21 protein-coding genes are annotated in these 22,966 nt (G+C 62.1%); 13 read left to right on the forward strand and 8 right to left on the reverse strand.

Features of this window, described 5'->3' with window-relative positions; all coding sequences use genetic code 11:
* Nucleotides 1-639 precede the first annotated feature (639 nt).
* A complete protein-coding gene (locus MF410_RS12980; RefSeq protein ID WP_097627524.1) occupies nt 640-1,851 on the forward strand; it encodes an MFS transporter in 1,212 nt (403 codons plus the stop codon).
* A gap of 28 nt (nt 1,852-1,879) precedes the next feature.
* Here MF410_RS12980 and MF410_RS12985 read toward each other — a convergent pair whose 3' ends face one another.
* A complete protein-coding gene (locus tag MF410_RS12985; protein ID WP_097627522.1) occupies nt 1,880-2,476 on the reverse strand; it encodes a MarR family transcriptional regulator in 597 nt (198 codons plus the stop codon).
* Nucleotides 2,477-2,479: 3 nt separating this feature from the next.
* Here MF410_RS12985 and MF410_RS12990 point away from each other — a divergent pair, with 3 nt between their 5' ends.
* Nucleotides 2,480-3,901 carry an MFS transporter gene (locus MF410_RS12990; RefSeq protein ID WP_097627520.1) on the forward strand — a complete coding sequence of 474 codons (1,422 nt, stop codon included), beginning with the start codon at nt 2,480-2,482 and terminating at the stop codon, nt 3,899-3,901.
* A gap of 99 nt (nt 3,902-4,000) precedes the next feature.
* On the opposite strand, the gene MF410_RS12995 is transcribed toward MF410_RS12990, so the two are convergent.
* The 4 genes from MF410_RS12995 to MF410_RS13010 form a co-directional block, all read right to left on the reverse strand.
* On the reverse strand, nt 4,001-4,999 hold the full coding sequence (locus MF410_RS12995; RefSeq protein WP_097627518.1) for an NAD(P)H-quinone oxidoreductase: 999 nt from the start codon (nt 4,997-4,999) through the stop codon (nt 4,001-4,003).
* A 76-nt stretch (nt 5,000-5,075) separates the two neighbouring features.
* Nucleotides 5,076-6,893 (reverse strand): EAL domain-containing protein, encoded by a 1,818-nt coding sequence (locus MF410_RS13000; RefSeq protein WP_097627516.1) that lies wholly within the window; start codon nt 6,891-6,893, stop codon nt 5,076-5,078.
* Nucleotides 6,894-7,051: 158 nt separating this feature from the next.
* Nucleotides 7,052-7,294 carry a type II toxin-antitoxin system ParD family antitoxin gene (locus MF410_RS13005; protein WP_003587881.1) on the reverse strand — a complete coding sequence of 81 codons (243 nt, stop codon included), beginning with the start codon at nt 7,292-7,294 and terminating at the stop codon, nt 7,052-7,054.
* A gap of 161 nt (nt 7,295-7,455) precedes the next feature.
* A complete protein-coding gene (locus tag MF410_RS13010; RefSeq protein WP_097627514.1) occupies nt 7,456-8,004 on the reverse strand; it encodes an HdeD family acid-resistance protein in 549 nt (182 codons plus the stop codon).
* Nucleotides 8,005-8,161: 157 nt separating this feature from the next.
* Here MF410_RS13010 and betI point away from each other — a divergent pair, with 157 nt between their 5' ends.
* From betI to MF410_RS13030, 4 genes are all read left to right on the forward strand, one after another.
* Entirely contained in the window at nt 8,162-8,782 is a 621-nt protein-coding gene (gene betI / locus MF410_RS13015; protein ID WP_239620427.1) for a transcriptional regulator BetI, read from the forward strand.
* Nucleotides 8,779-10,242, forward strand: coding sequence for a betaine-aldehyde dehydrogenase (gene betB / locus MF410_RS13020; protein ID WP_097627509.1), 1,464 nt, complete (start codon nt 8,779-8,781; stop codon nt 10,240-10,242). Before betI ends, betB begins: the two co-directional genes overlap by 4 nt.
* A 215-nt stretch (nt 10,243-10,457) precedes the next feature.
* Nucleotides 10,458-12,107, forward strand: coding sequence for a choline dehydrogenase (betA, locus tag MF410_RS13025; RefSeq protein WP_097627507.1), 1,650 nt, complete (start codon nt 10,458-10,460; stop codon nt 12,105-12,107).
* Nucleotides 12,108-12,225: 118 nt separating this feature from the next.
* Nucleotides 12,226-13,569 carry a chloride channel protein gene (locus MF410_RS13030; RefSeq protein ID WP_097627505.1) on the forward strand — a complete coding sequence of 448 codons (1,344 nt, stop codon included), beginning with the start codon at nt 12,226-12,228 and terminating at the stop codon, nt 13,567-13,569.
* Between the two features lie 43 nt (nt 13,570-13,612).
* Here MF410_RS13030 and MF410_RS13035 read toward each other — a convergent pair whose 3' ends face one another.
* Nucleotides 13,613-14,527 (reverse strand): LysR family transcriptional regulator, encoded by a 915-nt coding sequence (locus MF410_RS13035; protein WP_097627503.1) that lies wholly within the window; start codon nt 14,525-14,527, stop codon nt 13,613-13,615.
* Nucleotides 14,528-14,627: 100 nt separating this feature from the next.
* Here MF410_RS13035 and MF410_RS13040 point away from each other — a divergent pair, with 100 nt between their 5' ends.
* Nucleotides 14,628-15,389 (forward strand): SDR family NAD(P)-dependent oxidoreductase, encoded by a 762-nt coding sequence (locus MF410_RS13040; RefSeq protein ID WP_097627501.1) that lies wholly within the window; start codon nt 14,628-14,630, stop codon nt 15,387-15,389.
* A 71-nt stretch (nt 15,390-15,460) separates the two neighbouring features.
* Here MF410_RS13040 and MF410_RS13045 read toward each other — a convergent pair whose 3' ends face one another.
* Complete coding sequence (locus MF410_RS13045; protein WP_003569590.1) at nt 15,461-15,907, reverse strand: Rrf2 family transcriptional regulator; 447 nt, start codon at nt 15,905-15,907, stop codon at nt 15,461-15,463.
* Nucleotides 15,908-16,326: 419 nt separating this feature from the next.
* On the opposite strand from MF410_RS13045, the gene MF410_RS13050 reads away from it, so the two are divergent.
* From MF410_RS13050 to cysN, 3 genes are all read left to right on the forward strand, one after another.
* A complete protein-coding gene (locus MF410_RS13050; protein WP_097627499.1) occupies nt 16,327-17,085 on the forward strand; it encodes a phosphoadenylyl-sulfate reductase in 759 nt (252 codons plus the stop codon).
* A gap of 113 nt (nt 17,086-17,198) precedes the next feature.
* Complete coding sequence (cysD, locus tag MF410_RS13055; RefSeq protein ID WP_064837453.1) at nt 17,199-18,152, forward strand: sulfate adenylyltransferase subunit CysD; 954 nt, start codon at nt 17,199-17,201, stop codon at nt 18,150-18,152.
* A gap of 1 nt (nt 18,153) precedes the next feature.
* The gene (gene cysN, locus MF410_RS13060; protein ID WP_097627497.1) at nt 18,154-19,650 is read left to right on the forward strand and encodes a sulfate adenylyltransferase subunit CysN; all 1,497 of its coding nucleotides are present in this window, start codon (nt 18,154-18,156) and stop codon (nt 19,648-19,650) included.
* Between the two features lie 304 nt (nt 19,651-19,954).
* Here the strand turns inward: cysN and MF410_RS13065 are convergent, their stop codons facing one another.
* Nucleotides 19,955-20,527 carry a TetR/AcrR family transcriptional regulator gene (locus tag MF410_RS13065; protein WP_097627495.1) on the reverse strand — a complete coding sequence of 191 codons (573 nt, stop codon included), beginning with the start codon at nt 20,525-20,527 and terminating at the stop codon, nt 19,955-19,957.
* Nucleotides 20,528-20,657: 130 nt separating this feature from the next.
* Between MF410_RS13065 and MF410_RS13070 the strand changes: the two genes are divergently transcribed.
* From MF410_RS13070 to MF410_RS13080, 3 genes are all read left to right on the forward strand, one after another.
* Nucleotides 20,658-21,005, forward strand: coding sequence for a DoxX family protein (locus tag MF410_RS13070; protein ID WP_097627493.1), 348 nt, complete (start codon nt 20,658-20,660; stop codon nt 21,003-21,005).
* Nucleotides 21,006-21,417: 412 nt separating this feature from the next.
* A complete protein-coding gene (locus MF410_RS13075; protein WP_097627491.1) occupies nt 21,418-21,858 on the forward strand; it encodes a hypothetical protein in 441 nt (146 codons plus the stop codon).
* Between the two features lie 453 nt (nt 21,859-22,311).
* Nucleotides 22,312-22,953, forward strand: coding sequence for a peroxiredoxin-like family protein (locus MF410_RS13080; RefSeq protein WP_097627489.1), 642 nt, complete (start codon nt 22,312-22,314; stop codon nt 22,951-22,953).
* Nucleotides 22,954-22,966: the final 13 nt, after the last annotated feature.

Raw genomic sequence — 22,966 nt, forward strand, 5'->3', positions numbered from 1 at the left:
CGCGGCGCGAAAGCCAACGGGGTTTGGCCCACCCTCCGTCATGCTCGGCCTTGAGCCGAGCATCCACACCCGCACCCGCACCCACCAGCGGTGGCAGCATGGATCCTCGGATCAAGCCCGAGGAGGACGGAGTGTGGGGTGGGCTTCTGCAGCAAGAACCGCAATGCGGGGCGGATCAGGGGGATAATTGCGCCCGCCGCCGGTCGTTGTTGATGAGGCTGCTCGGGGAGCGCCAGCTTTGTCCGCCTCCTGTGAAAAGCAGACCTTGAGGTTAGGCGTATCGGCACACTATCTTGCAACCCAGTTCGCATCGAAGGAATTGTTTTGCAATCCGGCCTGGGTATTTTTCACGGTCGTCTCTCTCTGCCTGGCGTGCTGGCTGGCGCGCCGGCCCACGAGGACGAGCGTTGGAGTCATCCTTGGAGCGCTTCTGGGGTTGGTCTTGATATCGATTGCGTCAGTTCTGGTCGGTTTCCTCGGTAACGTTCTGCCCTTGGGCCAAATCGATTTCTAACTTTCCAGTTTGACAGCGCAGACCTGACGCAGACAAACATCACAAAAATTGACCGCGACGATCGAAAACTATCGTTTTCCTGATGTGTCCCTTCCCGCTAAAGGTGATGCATCAGGAACCGTCCCATGTCATCCACCCTCTCCTTGATCCTGCGCGACAAACGGATCCGTATCCCGGCCGTGACGCTTGTGGCGCTCGCCTTCACCTATGCTTCGACCGCGCCCTATCAGTCGATCATCGGGATCAACGAACTGAACTTGAGCAACGGCACCTATTCGGCGCTGATCTTCTTCTCGGCGATCGTCAACGTCACAACCAGCCTGACGCTCGGCATCTGGTCGGACAGGCTGAAAGAGCGGCGGCCGCTGGTGCTGGGGCTTTCGGTGGCCGGCATGCTCGGCTTCGGGTCGATCGCGATCTTTCACAGCCCTGCCGTCTTCATCGTCTCGACACTGTTGCTGGTGCCGATGAGCAACTCCACCTATTCGCTGCTCTTTGCCAGCCTGCGTGCCAGGACCAACCAGATGGATCGCGGCCAGGCGGCGGGGATCACCGCAACGGTGCGGGCGCTGTTTTCCGGCTCGTGGGCGGTGGCGCCGGGGATGATCGGCCTTTATCTCGTCAATTCGCCGTCGATGACGCCGGCTTACGGGATCGCCGCCCTGGCAAGCTGCACCTGTTTCTGCCTATATTTCTTCTTCGCGCCTGGAAACGGCACGGCCGGTCCCTCCCCCGATCAGCCCGGCTTCCTCGCATCGCTGAAGCGGATTTTCATGCCCTATGTGCTTGTGCGCGTCATCGTCATGGCGCTGCTCTTCGGGCTGCAGCGATTAAACAGCATGCTGCTGCCGCTGATCATCACCCATGCGGCTGATGGAAGCGTGGTCGATGTCGGCTTCATCGCCGGGCTGACGGCCTTTCTCGAAATGCCGTTCATGATGATGTGGGGCATGGCGCAGCGGCGGTTCCGCACCGTGCATGTCCTGGCCTTCGGCGCGCTGATCTACTGTGCCTATCTGCTGCTGCTCGGATTTGCCTCAGCGCCCTGGCACATCTATGCGCTGCTCCTCCTCAACGCCTGCGGGGCGGCGGCAATCCTCAGCGTGCCGATCACTTATCTGCAGGACCTGATCGCAGACCGGCCGGGGCTCGGAACCTCGCTGATCTCGCTCAACACCTTCATCGGCACCGGCATCGCCGCCGGGCTCTTCGCCTTCGGCACATCGGTCAGCGACTATTCCGGCACCGCCTTTGTCGGCGCGGCCGCAGGCTTCGCGTCGATCGGTGTCCTGCTTTATCTCGAAAGCGCCAGGCGGCAGGCGCGGCAGCCGGCCTGAAGCGCGAGCTGCCTGCGCGTGCTCCGCCTCAACGCGGCGTGATGCGATAGGCGCAGCGGCGGGCGCCCAAGAGGATGTGTTCGCTGCGCTCGACCTCGGCGCCGAGTGCAGCACGGAAGGTTTCGAGTTCGGAGCGGCAGAAGCCGGCGCAGGCGGTGGCCGCCGCGCAGATCGGGCAGTGGTTTTCGACCAGCATGAAGGAGCCATCCGCCTCCTGCCAGTGATCGGCCATATAGCCCTCGCGGGTGCGGATGGCGGCAAGACCTTCGACACGCGCGGCAAGGTCGCCGGCATTTTGCAATTCCAGCCGATAGCGCTGCAGCGCCTCGGCCTCGCGGGCCGAGATGACAGTGTCGAGGGCCGCGGGTCCGAGCTGTTCGACCAGCGTGCCGAGCAGGTTTGCCGTCAGTTCGGCATGACCGTCCGGGAATTGGCGGTTGCCCGCGGCAGTCAGGTGCCAGAGCTGACGCGGCCGGCCCCTGCCCGTGGCGCCGACGGTGACCGGCTCCACCAGCCCCTGTTCCGCCAGCTTGGCGAGCTGCTGACGGGCGGCCTCGCCCGATATGCCAAGCACATCACCGATCGCGGCGCCAAGCTGCGGGCCGTCGGTCTTTATCAGGGTCATTCCATGTCCAATATCGACCAGACTGCGGCCATCCCCGCCACCAGCTCCCTCCTGCGCCTCTTCCTGCCCGAGCACCTGCCGGCAACGTTGATGCTTGCCGGCGGCGTTATGCTTTACGCGGTCGAGAGCTACATCACGGCGACCATCGCGCCTTCGATCGTGCGTGATATCGGCGGGCTGGCGCTGTTTTCCTGGGTCACCAGCCTGTTCGTCGCCGCCGCCGTGCTCGGCTCGATTTTCGTCGCCATGCGCCCGCGGGGGATCGGGCTTCGCGCCATCTATGTGATCGCCGCGCTGGTCTTCGGCGTCGGCAGCCTGATCGCCGCAGCCGCGCCGTCCATGCCGGTGGTGCTGGTCGGACGCGCGGTGCAGGGTCTCGGTACCGGAGCGCTTGCCGCGCTTGGCTATGCCTTCATCCGCTTCGTCTATCCCGAGCCGTTATGGACAAAGGCGTCGACGCTCTATGCGGCGATCTGGGGTGTGGCGACCGTTATCGGGCCGACGCTTGGCGGCTTTTTCTCCGCCGGCAGCAACTGGCGCTACGCCTTCATCGTGCTGATGCCGCTCGGCCTGGTGATGGCGGTTCTGGCGCCGCGGCTGTTGCCCGAGGTCGAAGACGACCGCGAGCAGGCGAAAACGCCGATTGCCCAGATCGGGCTGCTGCTCGGCGCCGTGCTGATGGTCGGCACCGCCGGGACGATCGAGGTGACGGCCGCGAAAATTGGCCTGATCGCGGCATCGATCGCTGCGGTCGGCGGCATGCTCCTCATCGAAAGTCGAAGCCCGAACCGGCTGCTGCCCTCCGGCGCGGTCAGCCTTTCCAGGCCGATTGCGCGTGTCTACCTGACGATGCTGGCCATGACCGTCGTGCTCGTCAGCGACGTATTCATTCCCTATTTCCTACAGGTGCTGCACGGGGTGACGCCGCTTGTTTCAGGTTATCTGGTGGCACTTGTCGCCCTCGGCTGGACGTTTTCGGCTTTCCTCAGCGGCTCGCTGACCGGCGGTCGCGCGCAGGCGGCGATCGTTGCCGGCGCGCTCATCGAGGCGGCGGCGACCATTTCGCTGGCGGTCTTTCTCGCGCGCGACAATCCGCAGGCGCATATGCTCTTCATCGTGCCGGCGGCAGTCGGCATGTTCATGATGGGCTTCGGCGTCGGGCTCGGCTGGACGCATCTCGTCGCCATGGTTCTGACGCTCGTCGCCGACAGCGAACTGGACAAGGCTTCGGCGGCGATCCCGACGATGAGTTCGCTCGGCGGCGCTTTCGGTGCTGCCTTTGCCGGCGTCATCGCCAATGGCGCCGGCCTCGTCGATCCGGGCGGCGTTGCCGGGGCGCTGTCGGCAGCCTACTGGCTCTATCTGCTGATTGCGCTGCCCGGCGTTCTCGCCATCGGCGTGTCACTGTCACTTAGAACAGGATGATTTTAGGCCCGGTTGGCCCAAAATCTGAATCCTGTTCTAAATTAAAGAGTTAGAGCATGATATCATGAGAAAACCGCTCACACTTTTCGGCATCATGCTCTAGCCGACGCTGAGCATGATCTTACCAACATGGCTGCCGTCTTCCATCAGCCGATGGGCTGCGACGACCTCTTCGAAGGCGAAGACCTTGTGGATGACGGGGGCGATGGTGCCGGCGTCCAAAAGCGGCCAGACCTCGGAGAGCAGATCGTCGCGAATGGCGCGTTTTTCCTCCGCCGTGCGCGGGCGCATGGTGGAACCGGTGACCGTCAGGCGCTTGACCATGATCGGCGACAGATTGACCTTTTCGGCAACAGCCCCGCCGAGGAAGGCGATGATCGACAGGCAGCCGTCTTTTCCGAGCGAGGCGAGGTTGCGCTCGAAATAGGCGGCGCCGATCATATCGAGAATGATATCGACGCCCTGGCCGGTCTCGGTCTTGATCACCTCGGCGAAATCCTCGCGTCTGTAGTTGATCGCACGTTTGGCGCCGAGCCTTTCGCAGGCCGCGCATTTCTCGCTTGAACCGGCCGTCGCATAGACCTCGGCGCCGAAAGCGCGGGCGAGCTGGATCGCCGTCGTGCCGATGCCGCTGGAGCCGCCATGGATCAGCACGGTCTCGCCTTCGGTCAGCCCGGCCATCTGGAAGAGATTGGCCCAGACGGTGAAGAAGGTTTCGGGAAGGGCCGCGGCCTTCACCGCGTCATAACCCTTGGGAAAGGGCAGGATCTGGCCGGCCGGCAGCAGGCAATATTCGGCATAGGCGCCGCCATTAGCGAGGCCGCAGATCTTGTCGCCGACGCCGTAGCCGCTAACGCCAGGGCCAATCTCAACGATTTCGCCTGACAGTTCCAGGCCAAGGATCGGGCTTGCATCCCTGGGCGCGGGATAGCTGCCCTGGCGCTGGGCGACATCGGGGCGGTTGACGCCGATCGCCTCGGCGCGCACGAGAACCTGCCCCTCACCGGGCACCGGCAGCGGGCGTCTGCCGATCGTCATCACCTCCGGGGCGCCGAAGGACTTGAGATCGATGAAACGCATTTCCTGGGGCAGTGACATGGCGCGACCCTCCCTGATCGGAACCAGGAAATAAGTCAGCCCCGCGGGCTTGGGAAGGCTTGATGTGGCAAGGGCGTCAATTCGCCTCGCCCAGCAAGTGAAAGACGAGACCTTCGTCGCTCTCCTTGGCGGCCGACTTGATGACGGCGATCTCAGCGCTGACGCGGTTGATATCGTCGATGACCAGGCCTTTCGGCAGTTCGATGACGCCGATCGAGCAGCGCATCAGCGGAAACAGCGCCTCGACGCCGGCGCGATCGTGTCCGAGGATTCGGCCGGCGGCGCGGTGCTCTTCGGAATAGAGATCGAGCACGTCGTCGTGAAAATCGCTGATCAGCCGGTCGAGGATCTCGGTCAGCTCCTCCTGCGTCCAGCCGACGACGCCGATGAAGAAATCGTCGCCGCCGACATGGCCGAGAAAATGGCGCTCGGCGAAGAAATAGCGGCGCATCAGCGCGGCAAACAGCGAGATCGCATGATCGCCGAGATGGAAGCCGTAAGCATCGTTGAATGGCTTGAAATTATCAAAGTCGCAGTAGCAGAAATGGCGGACCTCATCGCCGTCGCGGCCGGACTGGCGCATGAAATCGCGGATGGCGCGATTGCCCGGCAGGCCGGTCAGCGGGTTCTGATCCTGGGCGGTCTTCAGCTGCTTCTCGTTGATGACCTTGATCAGCGAGGCGGCGGAGACGACGCCGGCATAACGCATATTGTCGGTGAGGATCAGGCAGTTGCTGCCTTCCATATTGGCGAAGATCGCCATCAGTTGCTCGGCATCGCTGTCGAGGCCGACGATCGGGGCCATTTCGACGAAATGCGAGATGCTGCGCTCATACATCTTGTTCTTCAAGAGATCGCGGCCGAAGGGCTGGTAGATATATTCCTTAAGGTGCTGCTCGTGAATGATGCCACGCGGCTCGCTATTGGCGTTGAGCACGGGAAAGAAAGCCTGGCGCGGATTGCGGCGGAAGAGTTCGAAGACGCTGTCGATGCTGTCGTTCTCGTAAACCGTCGGCAGGAGTTCGATCTGCTTGCGGATGAGGATTTCGTCGAGCGATTGGCTGCCTCGCTTGGTTTTTCCGAGCTCCTGCAGATGCGGGAAGGACGGCGCCAGCTCCGACATATGCGTCGTCGGGCGGGAGATGAACCAGCCCTGGACGAGGTCGACGCCATATTCGCGGCAGGCGATGAATTCGGCCTCGGTCTCGATGCCTTCGGCGATGACGCGGGTGCCGAGCACATGGGCGATGTTGACGATGCTCTTCAAAAGATGGCGCTTGCGGGAGCTGCGGTCGAGCTCGGCGACGAAATGGCGGTCGATCTTCAGGTAATCGACGGCATAGTCGCAAAGCAGCTTCATCTCGCCGTGACCGACGCCGAAATCGTCGATCGCCAGCTTGAAACCTGCCTTGCGCAGCTTGGAAACGAGCGCGGCAAATTCCGGCACGCTGGTGTTGTCGAAACGTTCGGAGAATTCGAAGCAGACGGAGGACGGCGGAATATTGGCCTTCCGCAGGTGCTGCAGCAGGCTCTCGACCAAGCGTTCGCCATGCGGGATGAGCCGGACATCGAGATTGAGGAACAGCGTCGAGGTGGAGAAATTCGACAGGGTGGCGAATTTGGCGAGCGCGCGGCTCGCCAGCATCTGTTCGAGCTGCAGCAGTTGGCCGGCCTGATGGGCCTCGTCGAGAATGTCGACCGGGGTGTCGAAGCCGATACGCTCCTGGCCGCGCATCAGGGATTCGTAACCGAACACCGTGCCGGTGCCGGCCTCGACGATCGGCTGAAAGGCGTTCTCGACCACGAGCTTGGCAAGCGTGACGATCTGGTCGCTGGCATAGCGGCGCAGGACGCCGGGCTCGACGGTGGCAGCCAGGGAAGTCCCGCTCTTCATTTGGCTGATCTCCACTGTGACTTGTTCTTCTTGGTCAGAAAGATGCCCCGGAAGGATCAATGAACCCTTTCGCCAATATGAAAGTTTTGTGAAAGATGCAGGGCACGACCACGCGTTCCGCGTTCATCTTGAATTTCATAATACAATCAGGCGCTTAATCAGGCGGAGCGGCGGCGCTCTGCCTCGTGATCAGCGAACATGTCGGCGACGCATCTGCCGCCGGACGGAGCGCCCTCGTCGTCGAGGACATCGTCGCGGAATTCGTTGAGCTTGCGGGCGGTGTCCCAGAGGCGGAGCGCCTCGCGGACGACCTCGCTGCTCGAGGCATAGCCGCCTGTGTCGACGGCGGCGCGGATGCCCGCTGCCTGTTGCGGAGAGATGGAAACGGTGACCATCGGCATGAACTTCCTCCCTTTTTATTGAGGCAGAACCCTGCCTTTGGGGGACGCATGACCATTTGCGGCTATCGCACACAGGACCACCCGCTTTTGGCGATCGGTCCATACCCCTTTAGTCTAATCCCCTGTCATGCCCTTGTCAAAATAGGCGTATCAAAAAGGCTTCAGCCGCGCATGCCGAGGCCGAAGGCAATCATGGTCGAGCCCTGGATGATGAGATCGACGGCCAGGAACAGACCGAGGATCCAGAGGCTGTTCACCGGCCAGCCCAGCGCGATGACGAAGCCGGCCAGGGCCGTCATGACGCCGCTGGTCGCGATCCAGCGCCAGCCCTTCAGCGGCCGCATCCGCATCCCGACCCAGAGACGGAAAATGCCGGCCACCAGCAGCGCAATGGCCAGAAACAAAGTCAAGGCCGCCGAGGTGAAGATAGGATTGATGAAGGCGCAGATGCCGGCAAGCACGTAAAGCACACCGCTCAGAGCCCAGAAGAGCACTTGATCCCAACGGCGCACCTGAAAAGCGTGGATGAGATAGATGACGCCACCCGCCAGCATGAGCATGCCGACATAAAAGACCGAAGCGACGGTCGCCATTAGCAGGTTGCTAAGAGCGATGAGGCCACAGATTAGAAGCAGCACGCCGAGGCCGAGGAACCAGACCCATTTCGACCGTAGCGGGGATCCGGGCATTTCGTTGAAGACGCTGGTCATGGCACACCTCCTGATCAACTTTGAATATGTTGCGCCCGTTTCTCCGGAAAAGATCTGCGCGAAATCAATTCGGTCAATATTTTTGTTGATTGATCAGTCAATCAAAAATATCCTTATCGAAAATGCGTGAGGAGTTGGCGCTTTGCCGAAAGTCGGAATGGAGCCGGTGCGTCGCAAGGCGCTCGTTGATGCGGCGCTGCGGGTGATCGGCGATCACGGCTCGCTTGCCGTCACCATGTCCGACATCGCCCGCCAGGCTGGCGTGTCGCCGGCCCTTGCCCATCATTATTTCGGCAGCAAGGAACAATTGCTGATCGAGACGATCCGCTCGCTTCTTAGGCAATTGCGCAGCGATACGGTGGCGGCGCTGATAGCAGCGCAGACGCCGCGCGCCCGGCTTTCGGCCGTCATCCGTGTCAACTTCCACGCCGACCAGTTCGCGCCAGACACGATCGCCGCCTGGCTTGCCTTTTACGCCGAAGCGCAGCGCTCGGAGGAGACGCGGCGTTTCCTGGTGATCTATGCCCGCCGGCTGCGCTCCAACCTGCTTGCCGATCTCAAGGCGCTGCTGCCGGCCGACGCCGCAGAACGCATCGCCGAGGGCGCTGCGGCGATGATCGACGGGCTCTACATCAGGCAAAGTCTGAAATCGGCACCGATCGGCATCGAAGCCTCGATCGCACTGACAGAGGATTATCTGAATGCGCTTCTGGCCGCCACCTTCCCTTCCAGCCGAGATGGGACAACCACATCGAACATCCAAGGACAAATGACATGAAAGCCCAGCCGAGAGCCTCGCACTTCATCGACGGCGAATATGTCGAGGACACCGACGGGACCGTCATCGAGAGCCTCTATCCGGCGACCGGCGAGGTGATCGCCCGGCTACATGCCGCAACGCCCGCGATTGTCGAGAAGGCGATTGCCGCGGCCAGACGCGCCCAGCCGGAATGGGCGGCGATGAGCCCGATGGCGCGCGGACGCATTCTCAAACGCGCCGCCGACATCATGCGCGAGCGAAACCGGGCGTTGTCGGAACTGGAAACGCTCGATACCGGCAAGCCGATCCAGGAGACGATCGTCGCCGATCCGACCTCGGGCGCCGATGCCTTCGAATTCTTCGGCGGTGTCGCACCGGCCGGCCTCAATGGTTCGCATATCCCGCTCGGCCAGGATTTTGCCTACACCAAGCGGGTGCCGCTCGGCGTCTGCGTCGGCATCGGCGCCTGGAACTATCCGCAGCAGATCGCCTGCTGGAAGGCTGCGCCGGCGCTCATCTGCGGCAATGCCATGGTTTTCAAGCCCTCGGAAAACACGCCGCTCGGCGCCTTGAAGATTGCCGAGATCCTGCACGAGGCGGGGCTGCCGAAGGGGCTTTTCAACGTCATCCAGGGCGACCGCGATACCGGGCCGCTGCTCGTCAACCATCCCGATGTCGCCAAGGTGTCGCTGACCGGATCGGTGCCGACCGGGCGCCGGGTGGCGGCGGCGGCGGCCGGCAATCTCAAGCATGTGACGATGGAACTCGGCGGCAAGTCGCCGCTCATCGTCTTCGACGACGCCGATCTCGATTCGGCGGTCGGCGGCGCCATGCTCGGCAATTTCTATTCCACCGGCCAGGTCTGCTCGAACGGCACCCGCGTCTTCGTGCAGAAGGGGGTCAAGACCGAGTTCCTGAAGCGGCTGAAGGCGCGCACCGAGGCGATGCTGATCGGCGATCCGCTTGATGAGGCGACGCAGATCGGCCCGATGGTTTCCTGGGCACAGCGCGAGAAGGTGGTCGCCTATATCGAAAAGGGCAAGGCCGAGGGCGCAACGCTTGTCGCCGGCGGCGGTATTCCCAACAACGTTTCCGGCGAAGGCTATTATGTGCAGCCGACGGTGTTTGCCGACGTAACCGACGACATGACCATCGCCCGCGAGGAGATCTTCGGGCCGGTGATGTCGGTGCTCGATTTCGACGATGAGGACGAGGTCATCACACGCGCCAATGCCAGCGAATTCGGCCTGTCAGGCGGCGTCTTCACCGCCGACCTCACCCGCGCCCACCGCGTCGTCGACCGGCTGGAGGCCGGCACGCTGTGGATCAACACCTATAATCTCTGCCCGGTGGAAATCCCCTTCGGCGGCTCGAAACAATCCGGCTTCGGCCGCGAGAATTCGCTGGCGGCGCTGGAGCATTATTCCGAGCTGAAGACGGTTTACGTCGGCATGGGGCCGGTGGCGGCGCCTTATTGAGAGTGAGAAGACCCCTCCCCAACCCCTCCCCACGAGGGGGAGGGGCTAGAATGCCGCACCGGTTTTGCCTCCCCTCGATCGCACCATTTGCGGCGCTGATTTCGGAGTGAGGCAGTGCCGCAGGTTAAGCCCCTCCCCTTGTGGGAGGGGTTTGGGGCGGGGTCTTGATGTCCCGAAGTCTTCGGGGACCGTGCAAAGGAATTTAAGGGAACGCCATGCAAGCAGATTTCGTCATCATCGGCTCGGGCTCGGCGGGGTCCGCCCTCGCCTATCGCCTGTCGGAAGACGGCAAGAATTCCGTTCTCGTCATCGAGGCGGGCGGCAGCGATTTCGGGCCGTTCATCCAGATGCCAGCGGCGCTTGCCTGGCCGATGAGCATGAAGCGCTATAATTGGGGTTATCTGTCCGAGCCGGAACCCAACCTCAACAACCGGCGCATCACTGCGCCGCGCGGCAAGGTGATCGGCGGCTCCTCCTCGATCAACGGCATGGTCTATGTGCGCGGCCACGCCGAGGACTTCAACCGGTGGGAGGAGCTTGGCGCCGGCGGCTGGGCCTATGCCGACGTTCTCCCCTATTTCAAGCGGATGGAGCATTCGCATGGCGGCGAGGAGGGCTGGCGCGGTACAAACGGGCCGCTGCATGTCCAGCGCGGCGGTTTCACCAATCCGCTGTTTCGCGCCTTTGTCGAGGCCGGCAAGCAGGCGGGCTTCGAGACGACCGAGGATTATAACGGCAGCAAGCAGGAAGGCTTCGGGCTGATGGAGCAGACCATCTTTTCCGGCCGCCGCTGGTCTGCCGCCAATGCCTATCTGAAACCGGCGCTGAAGCGGGACAATGTCAATATCGTCTACGGCTTTGCGCAGAGGATCTTGATCGAGGACGGACGGGCGACCGGCGTCGAGATCGAACGCAACGGCAAAATAGAGGTGGTGAAGGCGAACCGCGAGGTGATCGTCTCAGCCTCCTCGTTCAATTCGCCGAAGCTCTTGATGCTGTCGGGCATCGGTCCCGGCCAACATCTGCAGGACATGGGCATTACGGTGAAGGTCGACCGGCCGGGCGTCGGCGCCAATCTGCAGGACCATATGGAGTTCTATTTCCAGCAGGTCAGCACCAAGCCGGTGTCGCTCTATTCCTGGCTGCCGTGGTTCTGGCAGGGCGTGGCCGGCGCACAATGGCTGCTCTCGCGCGGCGGGCTCGGCGCCTCCAACCAGTTCGAGGCCTGCGCCTTCCTGCGCTCCGCCCCTGGGCTGAAGCAGCCCGACATCCAGTATCACTTCCTGCCGGTGGCGATCAGCTATGACGGCAAGGCGGCGGCCAAGAGCCACGGCTTCCAGGTGCATGTCGGCTACAACCTGTCGAAGTCGCGCGGCAGCGTGACGCTGCGTTCGGCCGACCCCAAGGCCGATCCGGTGCTGCGCTTCAACTATATGAGCCATGCCGAGGATTGGGAGAAGTTCCGCCACTGTGTGCGCCTCACCCGCGAGATCTTCGGCCAGAGCGCCTTCAACGACTATCGCGGGCCGGAGATCCAGCCGGGCGAAGGTGTGCAGAGCGACGCGCAGATCGACGCCTTCCTGCGCGAACATCTGGAAAGCGCCTATCACCCCTGCGGCACATGCAAGATGGGCGCCAAGGACGATCCGATGGCGGTGGTCGATCCGCAGACCCGGGTGATCGGCGTCGATGGCCTACGCGTCGCCGACAGCTCGATCTTCCCGCACGTCACCTACGGCAATCTGAACGGCCCCTCGATCATGACCGGCGAGAAGGCCGCCGACCACATCCTCGGCAAACAGCCGCTGGCGCGCTCCAACCAGGAGCCATGGGTCAATCCCAGGGCGGCGGTCAGCGATCGGTGATGGCTGGAGATATGGTGCGGATCGAAGACTGGTAGGGGCGGCGATTTCCGACGAAAGAGGTGGTTCTTTCCCCGCAAACCGGTTTAGGAAGAAGCTCTGTTCAACTTCCGCTCCCGGCATGTCAGTGTTGTATCGCAAGTCCCGACTTCTTCGCCGCTCCCGTGTTCTCTGGGGTTCCCTCGCACTCTGGCGCCCACGGCTGATCTTCTGGTTCGGCGCTTGCGCGATCGGCATCATCAGCGTCGGCTTTGCCAGGCTGGCCGATCTCGCCCAACGCGCCTTTGCCGACATAACAGCCTCCGGCGAATGGGGCTTTCTGCTGCCGCTCGTCGTCACGCCGCTCGGTTTCATGCTGTCGGCCTATCTCGCCGCACGGTATTTCCCGAACGCGCAGGGCAGCGGCATTCCGCAGGCGATCGCCGCCCGGCATCTGCGCGATCCGGAAGACCGAACCCGCCTGCTGTCGCTGCGGCTGGTCTTCGGCAAGATCGTGCTGACGGTGCTCGGGCTGCTCAGCGGCGCATCGATCGGCCGCGAGGGACCGACCGTGCAGGTGGGCGCATCGATCATGCTGGCGGTCGCTCGCTTCGGCGGCATGGCACAAGCCCGCGGGCTGATCCTTGCCGGTTCGGCGGCCGGGATTGCCGCCGCCTTCAACACGCCGCTCGCCGGCATCGTCTTCGCGATCGAGGAGATGAGCCGCACCTATGAATCGCGCGCCAACGGACTGGTTCTGACCGCCGTCATCCTGTCCGGCCTTGCCGCGCTCGGGCTCGCCGGCAGCTATAATTATTTCGGCTCGACATCCGTTGCGCCGGCATCGCTGCGCGACTGGGAACTGGTGCTCGTCTGCGGCATCGGCGGCGGCGCCCTTGGCGCTGCATTCAGCGGGCTGGCGCTCTATGCCGGCCAGCATGTGCGCCGCTTTGCGCAGCCGCAACCGCTGCGGCGGATGGTAATGCTGGCGGCCGTCTGCGGCCTCGCCGTCGCCGCCGTCGGCATCCTGTCGGGTGGTACGACCTTCGGCACCGGCTACGACCAGGCGAAGGGTGCCGTCGAGGGCAATCCCCTGCCCCTGCTTTTCTTCCTCGAAAAGCTTGTTGCCGGCTTCCTGTCGATGATTTCGGGAATCCCGGGCGGCATCTTCGCGCCCTCACTCGCCATCGGCGCCGGCTTCGGCAGCACGGTCGGCCAATTGATGGGCAGTGGCATCGCCCTTGCGGCGATCCTCGGCATGGCCGGATATTTCTCCGGCGTCGTGCAGGCGCCGATGACGGCCTTCGTCATCATCCTCGAGATGACCGGGGATCACGAGGCGGTCATCCCGATCATGGCAGTGTCGATGATCGGCTACATCACCTCGCGCCTGCTATCGCGCGAGCCGCTCTATCACGGCTTGTCGCGCGTCTTCATTGCCGCGGCGATCCGGGCACGGCGCGCCAGGGAACTGGCGGAAAGCTAATCACGCCACCAGGCGTGACGTCGGCCCAAGGCATCGATTGCGGTCACTCGGCAGGGCGATTTGCCGGACTCTCCGGCTCTGCTCCAAACTCCGCAACGACGAATGAGATGATGCTTCGCACGCGTGGCGTCATGCGCCGATCCCGGTGATAGACGAGTGACATAGGCCGCTCACGCAGATGCCAATCGGGGAAGAGCTGGACGAGAAGGCCGGCCCGGATATCCGAAGCCAGCAGGATGGCAGGCTGCATAACGACACCCAATCCGGCACGAGCGGCCATGCGCACGGCCTGACCGCTATTGACGGTGATCGACAATCTGGGCGCGACCTCGACCTCATCCTTGCCTTTCGACAGCCTCCAGGGCGAGCGCGCCGCCGGGGTGAAACCAACGGTTTCGTGGCCGGAAAGCGCGCTTGGATGGGCAGGATTTCCATGTCGAGCGAGGTAATCCGGTGACGCGCAAATCATCATTCGATAGGGAGCGAGCTGACGCGCGATGAGGCGGCTGTCGGGCAGGTCCCCGATGCGGATCGCGATGTCGAAACCTTCCTCGACGATATCGACGTTACGATCGGTCAAGGTAATATCCAGCATCACCTCGGGAGCGATCTCTCGGTAGCGTTGCAAAGCCGGCATCAGCACCTCCGCCCCGAACGTCGCCGGCGCCGTGACCTTCAAGAGGCCGCGCGGTTTCGTCTGCGATGCCTCGGCGTCCTGATCCGCAATAGCCACCCGCTCCAGAATATCCCGGCACTGCTCGACATAGCTCTTGCCGAAATCCGTCAGGCTCTGCCGACGCGTGGTTCGGTTGAGGAGGCGCGTACCCAGCCGTTCCTCCAGTGCGGCGACGTGTTGCCCGACCATTGCCGGCGAGATGCCAAGCTTGCCCGATGCTGCGCTCATCGAGCCTTCCTGGACGGTTGTGACAAATACCTGCATGGAACGAAAGAGACCCATTCAATACTTCTGCTTTTAAATGATCGCGTATTTTCCCCAATTATCATGAGTAAGTGCTCGAATTACAACCGCCTCGACGCAATCATTCAAGGAGCAAGACATGACGCGAACCCGGTTCATCGGCAAAACAGTTCTCATTACAGGTGCTGGAACGGGGATGGGCCGGGCCGCCGCCCTTCGCCTAGTGGCGGAAGGAGCCGAGCTCGTCCTCGTCGGACGCCGCCCCGAGCCGATCAATCGACTGCTTGGAGAGATCGAGGCATCAGGCGGTGCGGCCATCGCAATTGCCGGCGATATCGCCGACAATGAAGCCGTCGCCGCGATTGTCGAGAAGACGATCGCACGCTTCGGACGGCTGGATGCGGTCTTTGCCAATGCCGGAGTTCTCGGCGAATTCAAACCGTTGGCAGTGACGGATGGAGACGATTTCGACGCGCTGATCGACACCAATCTCAAGGGTACCTTCTTCACGATCAAACAGTGCCTGCCCTTCCTGGAAGGCGGCAGCATTCTCATCAACGCCTCGTGGACAGCAGCCGGCGTGATGCCGGGTGCTGGAGCCTATGCCAGCACGAAGGGGGCGTTGCTTGCGATGATGCGGACCCTGGCGGCGGAGCAAGGACCTCGCAACGTCAGGATCAATGCCATCAATCCAGGGATTATTCTCACACCTATGGCGGATGATGTTATCGATCCGGCTTTTGCTGCAAGGCTAGCCGCCCACACACCGCTTCGGCGAAATGGAACGTCAGAAGATATCGCAGGTACTGTCGCCTGGTTGCTTTCCCATGATGCCGCCTTCGTCACCGGGCAAGAAATCACCGTCGATGGCGGCTATACGCTAGGAGGTCTACGCCCGTAGGGTGGAGATACCGGTCTCGCTGCCCCAGCAAAAGACGCGCGACCGCACCGGGGATAGCCGGCCAAAGCCGCTTAGGCCAGCAGCCGGGTGACTTCGGCGCCGTGTCTTGGGCCGACGGCGTCGGCGATGGTTGTCGAGAACAGCACCTTGCGGGTGGCGTCGGCGACCTTGGCGAAGACGTGACGGATCTGGCAGTTCTGTTCGCCGTCGCAATCGTCGCACCGGCGGTAGGCGGTGATCGACAGGCACGGCAGCGGCGCGATCGGGCCGTCGATGATGCGCAGGATCTCGCCGAAGGTGATGGTGTGGGCGGGCTTCAGCAAGAGATAACCGCCCTGCTTGCCGCGACGGCTGACGACGATGCCGTGATGCTTCAGGTCGAGCAGGATCTGTTCGAGGAACTTTTTCGGGATCTTCTGCTGGGCGGCGATATCGGAAATCATCACCGGTTCGTCGGCATCGGCATCCGCCAGAACCGTCAGCGCCCGCAGCGCATATTTCGCCTTTTGCGTAATCATCTCAGACCATCGACACACAGGCGGCGCGAATCTCCGCGCCGCTACGGAATTACTTTCGCCTCTATGGCACAACCAGCATGAACGGAATTTGAACGCGCCGGAGAAAGCCTTGAGGACTAAGCGTTTTCGGCCTTGTTTTTCCCTCTCGGCCGAACTGTCACAATCTACGCTTAAACCGCCCTTTCTGCACCTTTTTCGGCATCACTTCAGATTTCGGATTGACAGGCCGCGTGTAACTCTACTATTTTTATAGACATACCAGTTGTTCGCGGGGATTTTTGTCCCCGGGCGGCTGTTTTTTTGCATTGCGGCAGCTTCGGAGAGATATTTGCTCCTCTGGCCGCAGCTTTCGAAATCCCTTTTTCTGTCCGATCCAGGATTGAACTGCGATACTCCCGTCAACAAAGGACAGGATTCTCATGACTGTTATCAATACGATTGCGGAAGAAGGGCCCATTGCCGAAGCCGAGGCGCTGAACGACAAGCTGGCAGGTCTCGACCTGGCCGGACGTCTGTCGCTGGTCTCCGGCCTCGGGGGCCGCGTGGTGTTCACCACCTCGCTCGGCATCGAGGACCAGGTGATCACCGCCGAGATCGGCACGCACCGCCTGCCGATCGATATTGCGACGCTGCAGACCGGCCGGCTGTTTGCCGAGACGCTGTCGCTGATTACCGAGACGGAAAGCCAGTACGACGTAAAGATCCAGCGCTACGAGCCCGAGAAGGCCGATATCGACGCCTATGCGGCGCAGTATGGCCTCAACGGTTTCTACGAGAGCGTCGAAGCCAGGCATGCCTGTTGTGGCGTGCGCAAGCTGAAGCCGCTTGCGCGCGCACTCGAAGGGGCAACGATCTGGATCACCGGCCTGCGCCGCGGCCAATCGGCCAACCGCGCCGAGACGCCCTTTGCCGAATACGACGCCGAACGGCACCTCTTGAAGGTCAATCCGCTCGCCGATTGGGACTTGGAGGCGATCAAGGCCTTCGTGTCCGACAACGGCGTTCCGGTCAATCCGCTGCATGCCCGCGGCTATCCCTCGATCGGCTGCGAGCCCTGCACCCGGGCGATCAAGCCCGGCGAGCCGGAACGCGCCGGTCGCTGGTGGTGGGAGCAGGACGAGACGCGCGAATGCGGCCTGCATGTCGCCGAAGAGGCCGCCGTCATCGCCGCACAATAATCAACTTCACGGCTTACCGAACCCGGGCGCTGCCACCGCCGCAGCCTTGGGAAAGCCAGCATCAGGAACTGCTTTGCGGCGAACCGCAAAGGATCGACAGTCTGGAGTAAAACATGCCCGATAGCCGTCCGGATACGGAACTCAGCAATCCCCAGAGCGCCAAGGCGCCACTCGACCCGCATCTGAAGGCGCTGGAAAACGAATCCATCCATATCTTTCGCGAGGTCGCGGCCGAATTCGAGCGTCCCGTCATGCTCTATTCGATCGGCAAGGACTCCTCGGTGCTGCTGCATCTGGCGCGCAAGGCCTTCTATCCCGGCCGCGTGCCCTTCCCGCTCCTGCATGTGAACACCGGCTGGAAATTCCGGGAGATGATCGCTTTCCGCGACGAGACCGCTAGGAAGTACGATCTCGACCTGATCGAGCACATCAATCCGCGCGGTGCGGCCGAAAACATCACGCCCTTCACCCATGGATCGGCTGCCTTCACCGACATCATGAAGACCGAGGGCCTCCGCCAGGCGCTCGATGCCGGCCAGTTCGACGCCGCCTTCGGCGGCGCGCGGCGCGACGAGGAAGCCAGCCGCGCCAAGGAGCGCATCTATTCCTTCCGCACGCCCGACCATCGCTGGGACCCGCGCAACCAGCGGCCGGAACTCTGGAACGTCTATAACGGCATGATCCGCAAGGGCGAGAGCGTCCGCGCCTTCCCGCTGTCGAACTGGACGGAGGTCGATATCTGGCGCTACATCCAGGCTGAGGACATTCCGCTGGTGCCGCTCTATTACGCCAAGAAGCGGCCCTTCGTTGAGCGCGACGGCATGATGATCCTGGCCGAGGATCCGCGTCTCGAACTGCTGCCCGGCGAAGTGCGCCAGGAGGGCATGATCCGCTTCCGCACGCTCGGCGACTTCCCGCTGACCGGCGCCATCCGCTCACAGGCCACCACCCTCGAAGAGGTGATTGCCGAACTCGAAATCGCAACGGTGTCCGAACGCCAGGGCCGCGCCATCGACCGCGACCAGTCCGGCTCCATGGAAAAGAAGAAGCGTGAAGGATATTTCTGAGATGACCGCAGCCCAAACCGCCGTCTCGGCCGCCACCGTCGTCAGCCTGCCCGCCGCCGAGCCGCAGAAGGCCCAGCGCGACACGCGCCCGCTGCGCCTGATTACCTGCGGCAGCGTCGATGACGGCAAGTCGACCCTGATCGGCCGCCTGCTCTGGGACACCAAGGCGGTCAAGGAAGACCAGGCCGCCACGCTGCAGCGCGATTCCACCGGCAAGCAGAACGATCTCGGCCTGCCCGACTTCGCGCTGTTGCTCGACGGCCTGCAGGCCGAGCGCGAGCAGGGCATCACCATCGATGTCGCCTATCGCTATTTCTCGACCGACAAGCGCTCCTTCATCGTCGCCGACACGCCCGGCCACGAGCAATATACCCGCAACATGGCGACCGGCGCCTCGACCGCCGATCTCGCCATCCTGCTGGTCGATGCGCGCTTCGGCATTCTCGAGCAGACACGCCGTCACGCGACGATCGCTTCGCTGCTCGGCATCAAGCAATTCGTGCTTGCCGTCAACAAGATCGACCTGACGGGCTACGACCGCGCCGGCTTCGACAAGATCAGCCATGAATTCCGGGAATTTGCGCTGTCGCTCGGCGTCAAGCAGATCACCGCCATTCCGATGTCGGCGCTTAAGGGCGAAAACGTCGTCTATTCCGGCCAGGCCGCCATGCCTTGGTACAGCGGCCCGACACTGGTGGAGACGCTGGAGCTTGCGACCGTGCGCTCGTCGCAGACGGTCGGCTTCCGCCTGTCGGTGCAGCGCGTCTCGCGCCCGGGCGAAAGCTTCCGCGGCTATCAGGGCACGGTTGCCGGCGGCTCGGTCAAGCCGGGCGACAGCGTCATGATCCTGCCATCCGGCATGGTCGCCAATGTCTCCAAGATCGTTACCTTCGATCTGGTGCGCAACGCTGCCGTCGCCGGTGATGCGATCACGCTGGTGCTCGATCGCCAGGTCGATGTGGCGCGCGGCGACATGATCGTCTCGATCGACGCTCAGCCGCAGGTCGGCCTTGCTTTCGACGCGCAGATCGTCGCGCTGCAGCCCGAGGGCATCGAGCCCGGCAAACGCTACTGGCTGAAGAGCGGTTCGCGGCGCCAGCGCGTCCAGGTGCAGCCGCTCAGCCAGCTCGAGCTGAAGACCGGCACCTGGACTGCCGCCCAGCGGCTCTACATGAACGCTATCGGCAAAGTCCGGCTTGTCTTCGACGAAGCGGCGATCTTCGACCCCTATGAGCAGAACCGGCTGTCCGGCTCCTTCATCCTGATCGACCCGGAGACCAACAACACGGTCGCCGGCGGCATGGTGACAGGCAAGCGCACGGAACTCGGCGGCCTGCACAATGGCGAAGGCCGCGTCATCCTCTCGCTCCCGGCCGATCTTGCCGAGCAGATCATGGCCAGCGAACTCTTCGCCAGCCGCAGCCATGAAGCCGAGGTGCGCCGCATGACGGCGGCCGAAGCAGCCGACCTCTGGTCGAGCGCTGCAAGCGATATCTGATGAGAGATAAGGGGCCAGCAAAACTGGCCCCTTCTGTGAGGCCGAATCCGCAGGCTGCGGACTGGCGGATTCCTCGCGAACGGCGCTGTCGCATTTCAGCGTTGAAATCGAGCAGATCCTCGGACGTTGTACGCCGGCTTTCGGCCCGAAGCGGCCAAACTCCTAAAGCTCTTTTTTCATGCATGCCGTTACCCCGGAACCGCTGCACACTTCCGGGCGACATGCATTAGCCTTAAGGCCTTTGCCTTGTCCGGCATTTTTCAAGCCACTTAGGCGGGATCAGATTAATCGCAAGACCCTGCTCTCAGAGTTGACCCGACACCATCTTCATGATGAGCGTAATACGTTGAGCCCGGAAAGTGGGTCTTATCCTGCCGTGACGTTCAAGCTCCGCCAAACCGTGAAGTGCCGCCCAGAAAGTTTCGGTAGCGGTATCTACATCCTGAGAGAACGGCGCGATCACCGTCGCCATGGCTCCGAAGCCATCGCGAAGTTGGGCTGGCGTGTCGGATCTGGCGAAGTGGAGCCCAGTCGGCAGGACGAACATCGCCTCGTACATCGCAGGGCAAGCGAAAGCGAAATCGAGATAGGCGGCTGCGACGTCTTCCACTCGCGCCTTTGACGTGGACGATGGGTGGATCGCAGCGCGGAGCGTCGCAGCCAATTCGCCGAAGCCTTCAAGCGCGACTGCTCCGACGATCTGATCGCGATTTTCGAAATGCGAATAGAGAACTGGCTGGCTGTATTCTATCTCCTCGGCGAGACGCCGGATCGTGACGGCAGCCCAGCCGTCGCGTTCTGCGATCGTCCGTGCAGCTACGACGATCCTGCGTTCACGGTCGACCCGCTCTCGAGCCTTGCGTTCGCTGATACCCACCCCAGTGCCCCAATCTTCATGCGCGCGATTTTTCCTGGCGCGAAATTATCAAAAGGAACATTGATTGACAAACTAGCATTGCTAGATTAATTAACATCGATATATCGAAAAGACCTAGACGGAACTTCCAATGAATATTTTCACAAGCACATCGCTCGGTACCATATTCATCTGGCTGGCCGCCGGCGCGTTTCTCGTCGGCGCCATCGTCAACGCAAGTGGACATCCGAAAATCCGCATGGGTTTCGTGCGACTGGGATTTCCTTTCTGGTGGTGCTGGGTCACGGCCGCCTTCGAGCTCGTAACTGCGGTGCTTTTGGTGATAGCCGGCACCCGATATATCGGGGTCGCGTTGGGCGTCTCGATTATGCTCGCCGCGATCGTAGCCATTGTTCGTATCAGGAACTATCGGGAGCTCCCGCCACCTCTCGCGTTCCTGTTGCTCCTGGCACTGGCGAGTGTCACCGGCCATGCCTGAATATCGCGCGGTACAGTGCCATCCAGATGAAACCTGGGCGTACGGCCCCAAAAGTCTCCATCGCCAGACGTCGGTTGTCGCCCAATCCCCTGTCATCGCCCCCCTAGAAGAAGGTGTCGGTCGGAGCGAACTCCTGCGGCAGCGCAAATCGTATCCGGATGAATACGACAATTTCGGCGCTCGACATCACCTTCCATCATCGACAAATGCTCGAGATTTCGGCAATGCTGAGTGAGCCGAGCGTTGGCTGCCATCGGCTGGCCACCGAGACTATTATCAACCTCGTTTCGTGGCGGCCGTCTCCGAGCTGGAGTTTGGAACTATTGACGATCGATACTGTTTCAGCTGTGACTTTGGCATACTGCTGACGTGCCCTCCTGGCTGGGTTAGCCTCGATTTTAGGAGACGCATCATGAAGATTTCGTCCGGATTTCGTTCAGTCGCGGCTGCGGTTATCGCAGCAGCAGGAATCAGCGCTGCTGGCGCCGCGTATGCCGACGACGGTAAGATCAGTTTCTCAGTCTACAAGGCGGCCTTCTTTGTGGGTGGTTCTGGAGGCGAGGGCATGCTGACCTTTCATGGTCGCCGCTATCCCATCTCTGTCGGCGGCATCTCGGGCGGCCTCGCCTTCGGAGCTTCTAAGACCTATTTCCGTGGTACCGTTCACCATATTCGCCGCGCCCAAGATGTGACGGGGGTATACGGTGCGGCGGGCGGTGGCGGCGCCGTCGGCAAAGGGGCCCAGGTGATCGTCATGACCAACGACAAGGGCGCCCAACTCGAACTCTCAGGCAAGCAGGTAGGCCTGCAGGTCAACGCCGATCTTAGCGGTATTGCCATCACGGTAAAGTAAGAGCCGTCGCTCCGTTCGTCGTCCCTGCAATCTGCCACCCCGACGATCAGAAGCGCGCCTTCGTTTGAGAAGCGACCAAGGCCGCCGTCGAACGCTGGCGTGCCGCCGGAATCGCTGGAGATCTGGCAAACCGGAGATCGCCTAAGGATTCCTGGGCGGTCGGTGGCAAGCTGAAATCTGCTGCTTGAGCCATGACCCACAGCATTGAAGGCTTGAGCTGCGGGAGCGGCCAGAGACCAACAAAGAAAATTGAGCTGGGGGGACTGAAAACGAACTTTCTCAATTCACGATTCGCCGTTTACCGCTTGCCCGCGGGCTCAAGTGGGGCCATTCTTAGATCGGATCCTGGCGGTGCGGTAAAACGAGAGGTCAGGTCTGCAACGTTCAATCTCGACCTCGAAACACTCGACGTGGCGCCTTTTCTCGACTGATCCCCGAGCGAGGAGGTTGTCCATGTCCACGCCCTATGTCGACCATCCGCTACAACCGGGCGACCGGGTCCCGAACGTTGAGTTCGATGCGATCTCGCGCGAGGGGAAGATCGCACTTGATGATTTTCGTGGCCGCAGCCCATTGTTGATCGGTTTGTTTCGAGGCCTGCATTGCCCGTTCTGCCGGCGCCATGTCGCGGCCATGGCATACCTCAACCCGATGCTGCGTGAGAAAGGCGTCCAATCCCTGGCCGTGGTAAACACCCCGGTCGAACGCGCGCGGCTCTATTTCCGTTACCACCCAATATCCGATCTTCTTGCTGCTTCCGACCCGGCACGGGCTTCGCACCAAGCCTTCGGCTTACGCGAGATCGGGATCGACGCGGCCATGGCGATACGGATCGATCTTCCGGACGAGTTGCCCGAGCCGATGAGCGTGATGGCAATGGACGAATTTCTCAACGAGAAGGAAGGATATCAAGTTACGGCAGCCGATGAGCAGATGATGACTGCCGACCACGGGCAGCTTGTCGGTCAGTTCCTGATAGACCGGGAGGGCATCGTGCGCTGGAGCTTCACTGAAGTTCTGGAGGCCGGGCTGCAGACATTCAAGGCACCGAATTCCCAGGAATTGATGTCGGCAGCTTCCCAAGTCGCACTTTAACATCAAAAAACGC

Source organism: Rhizobium sp. C104 (assembly GCF_022354505.1).
Taxonomy (GTDB): Bacteria; Pseudomonadota; Alphaproteobacteria; order Rhizobiales; family Rhizobiaceae; genus Rhizobium; species Rhizobium redzepovicii.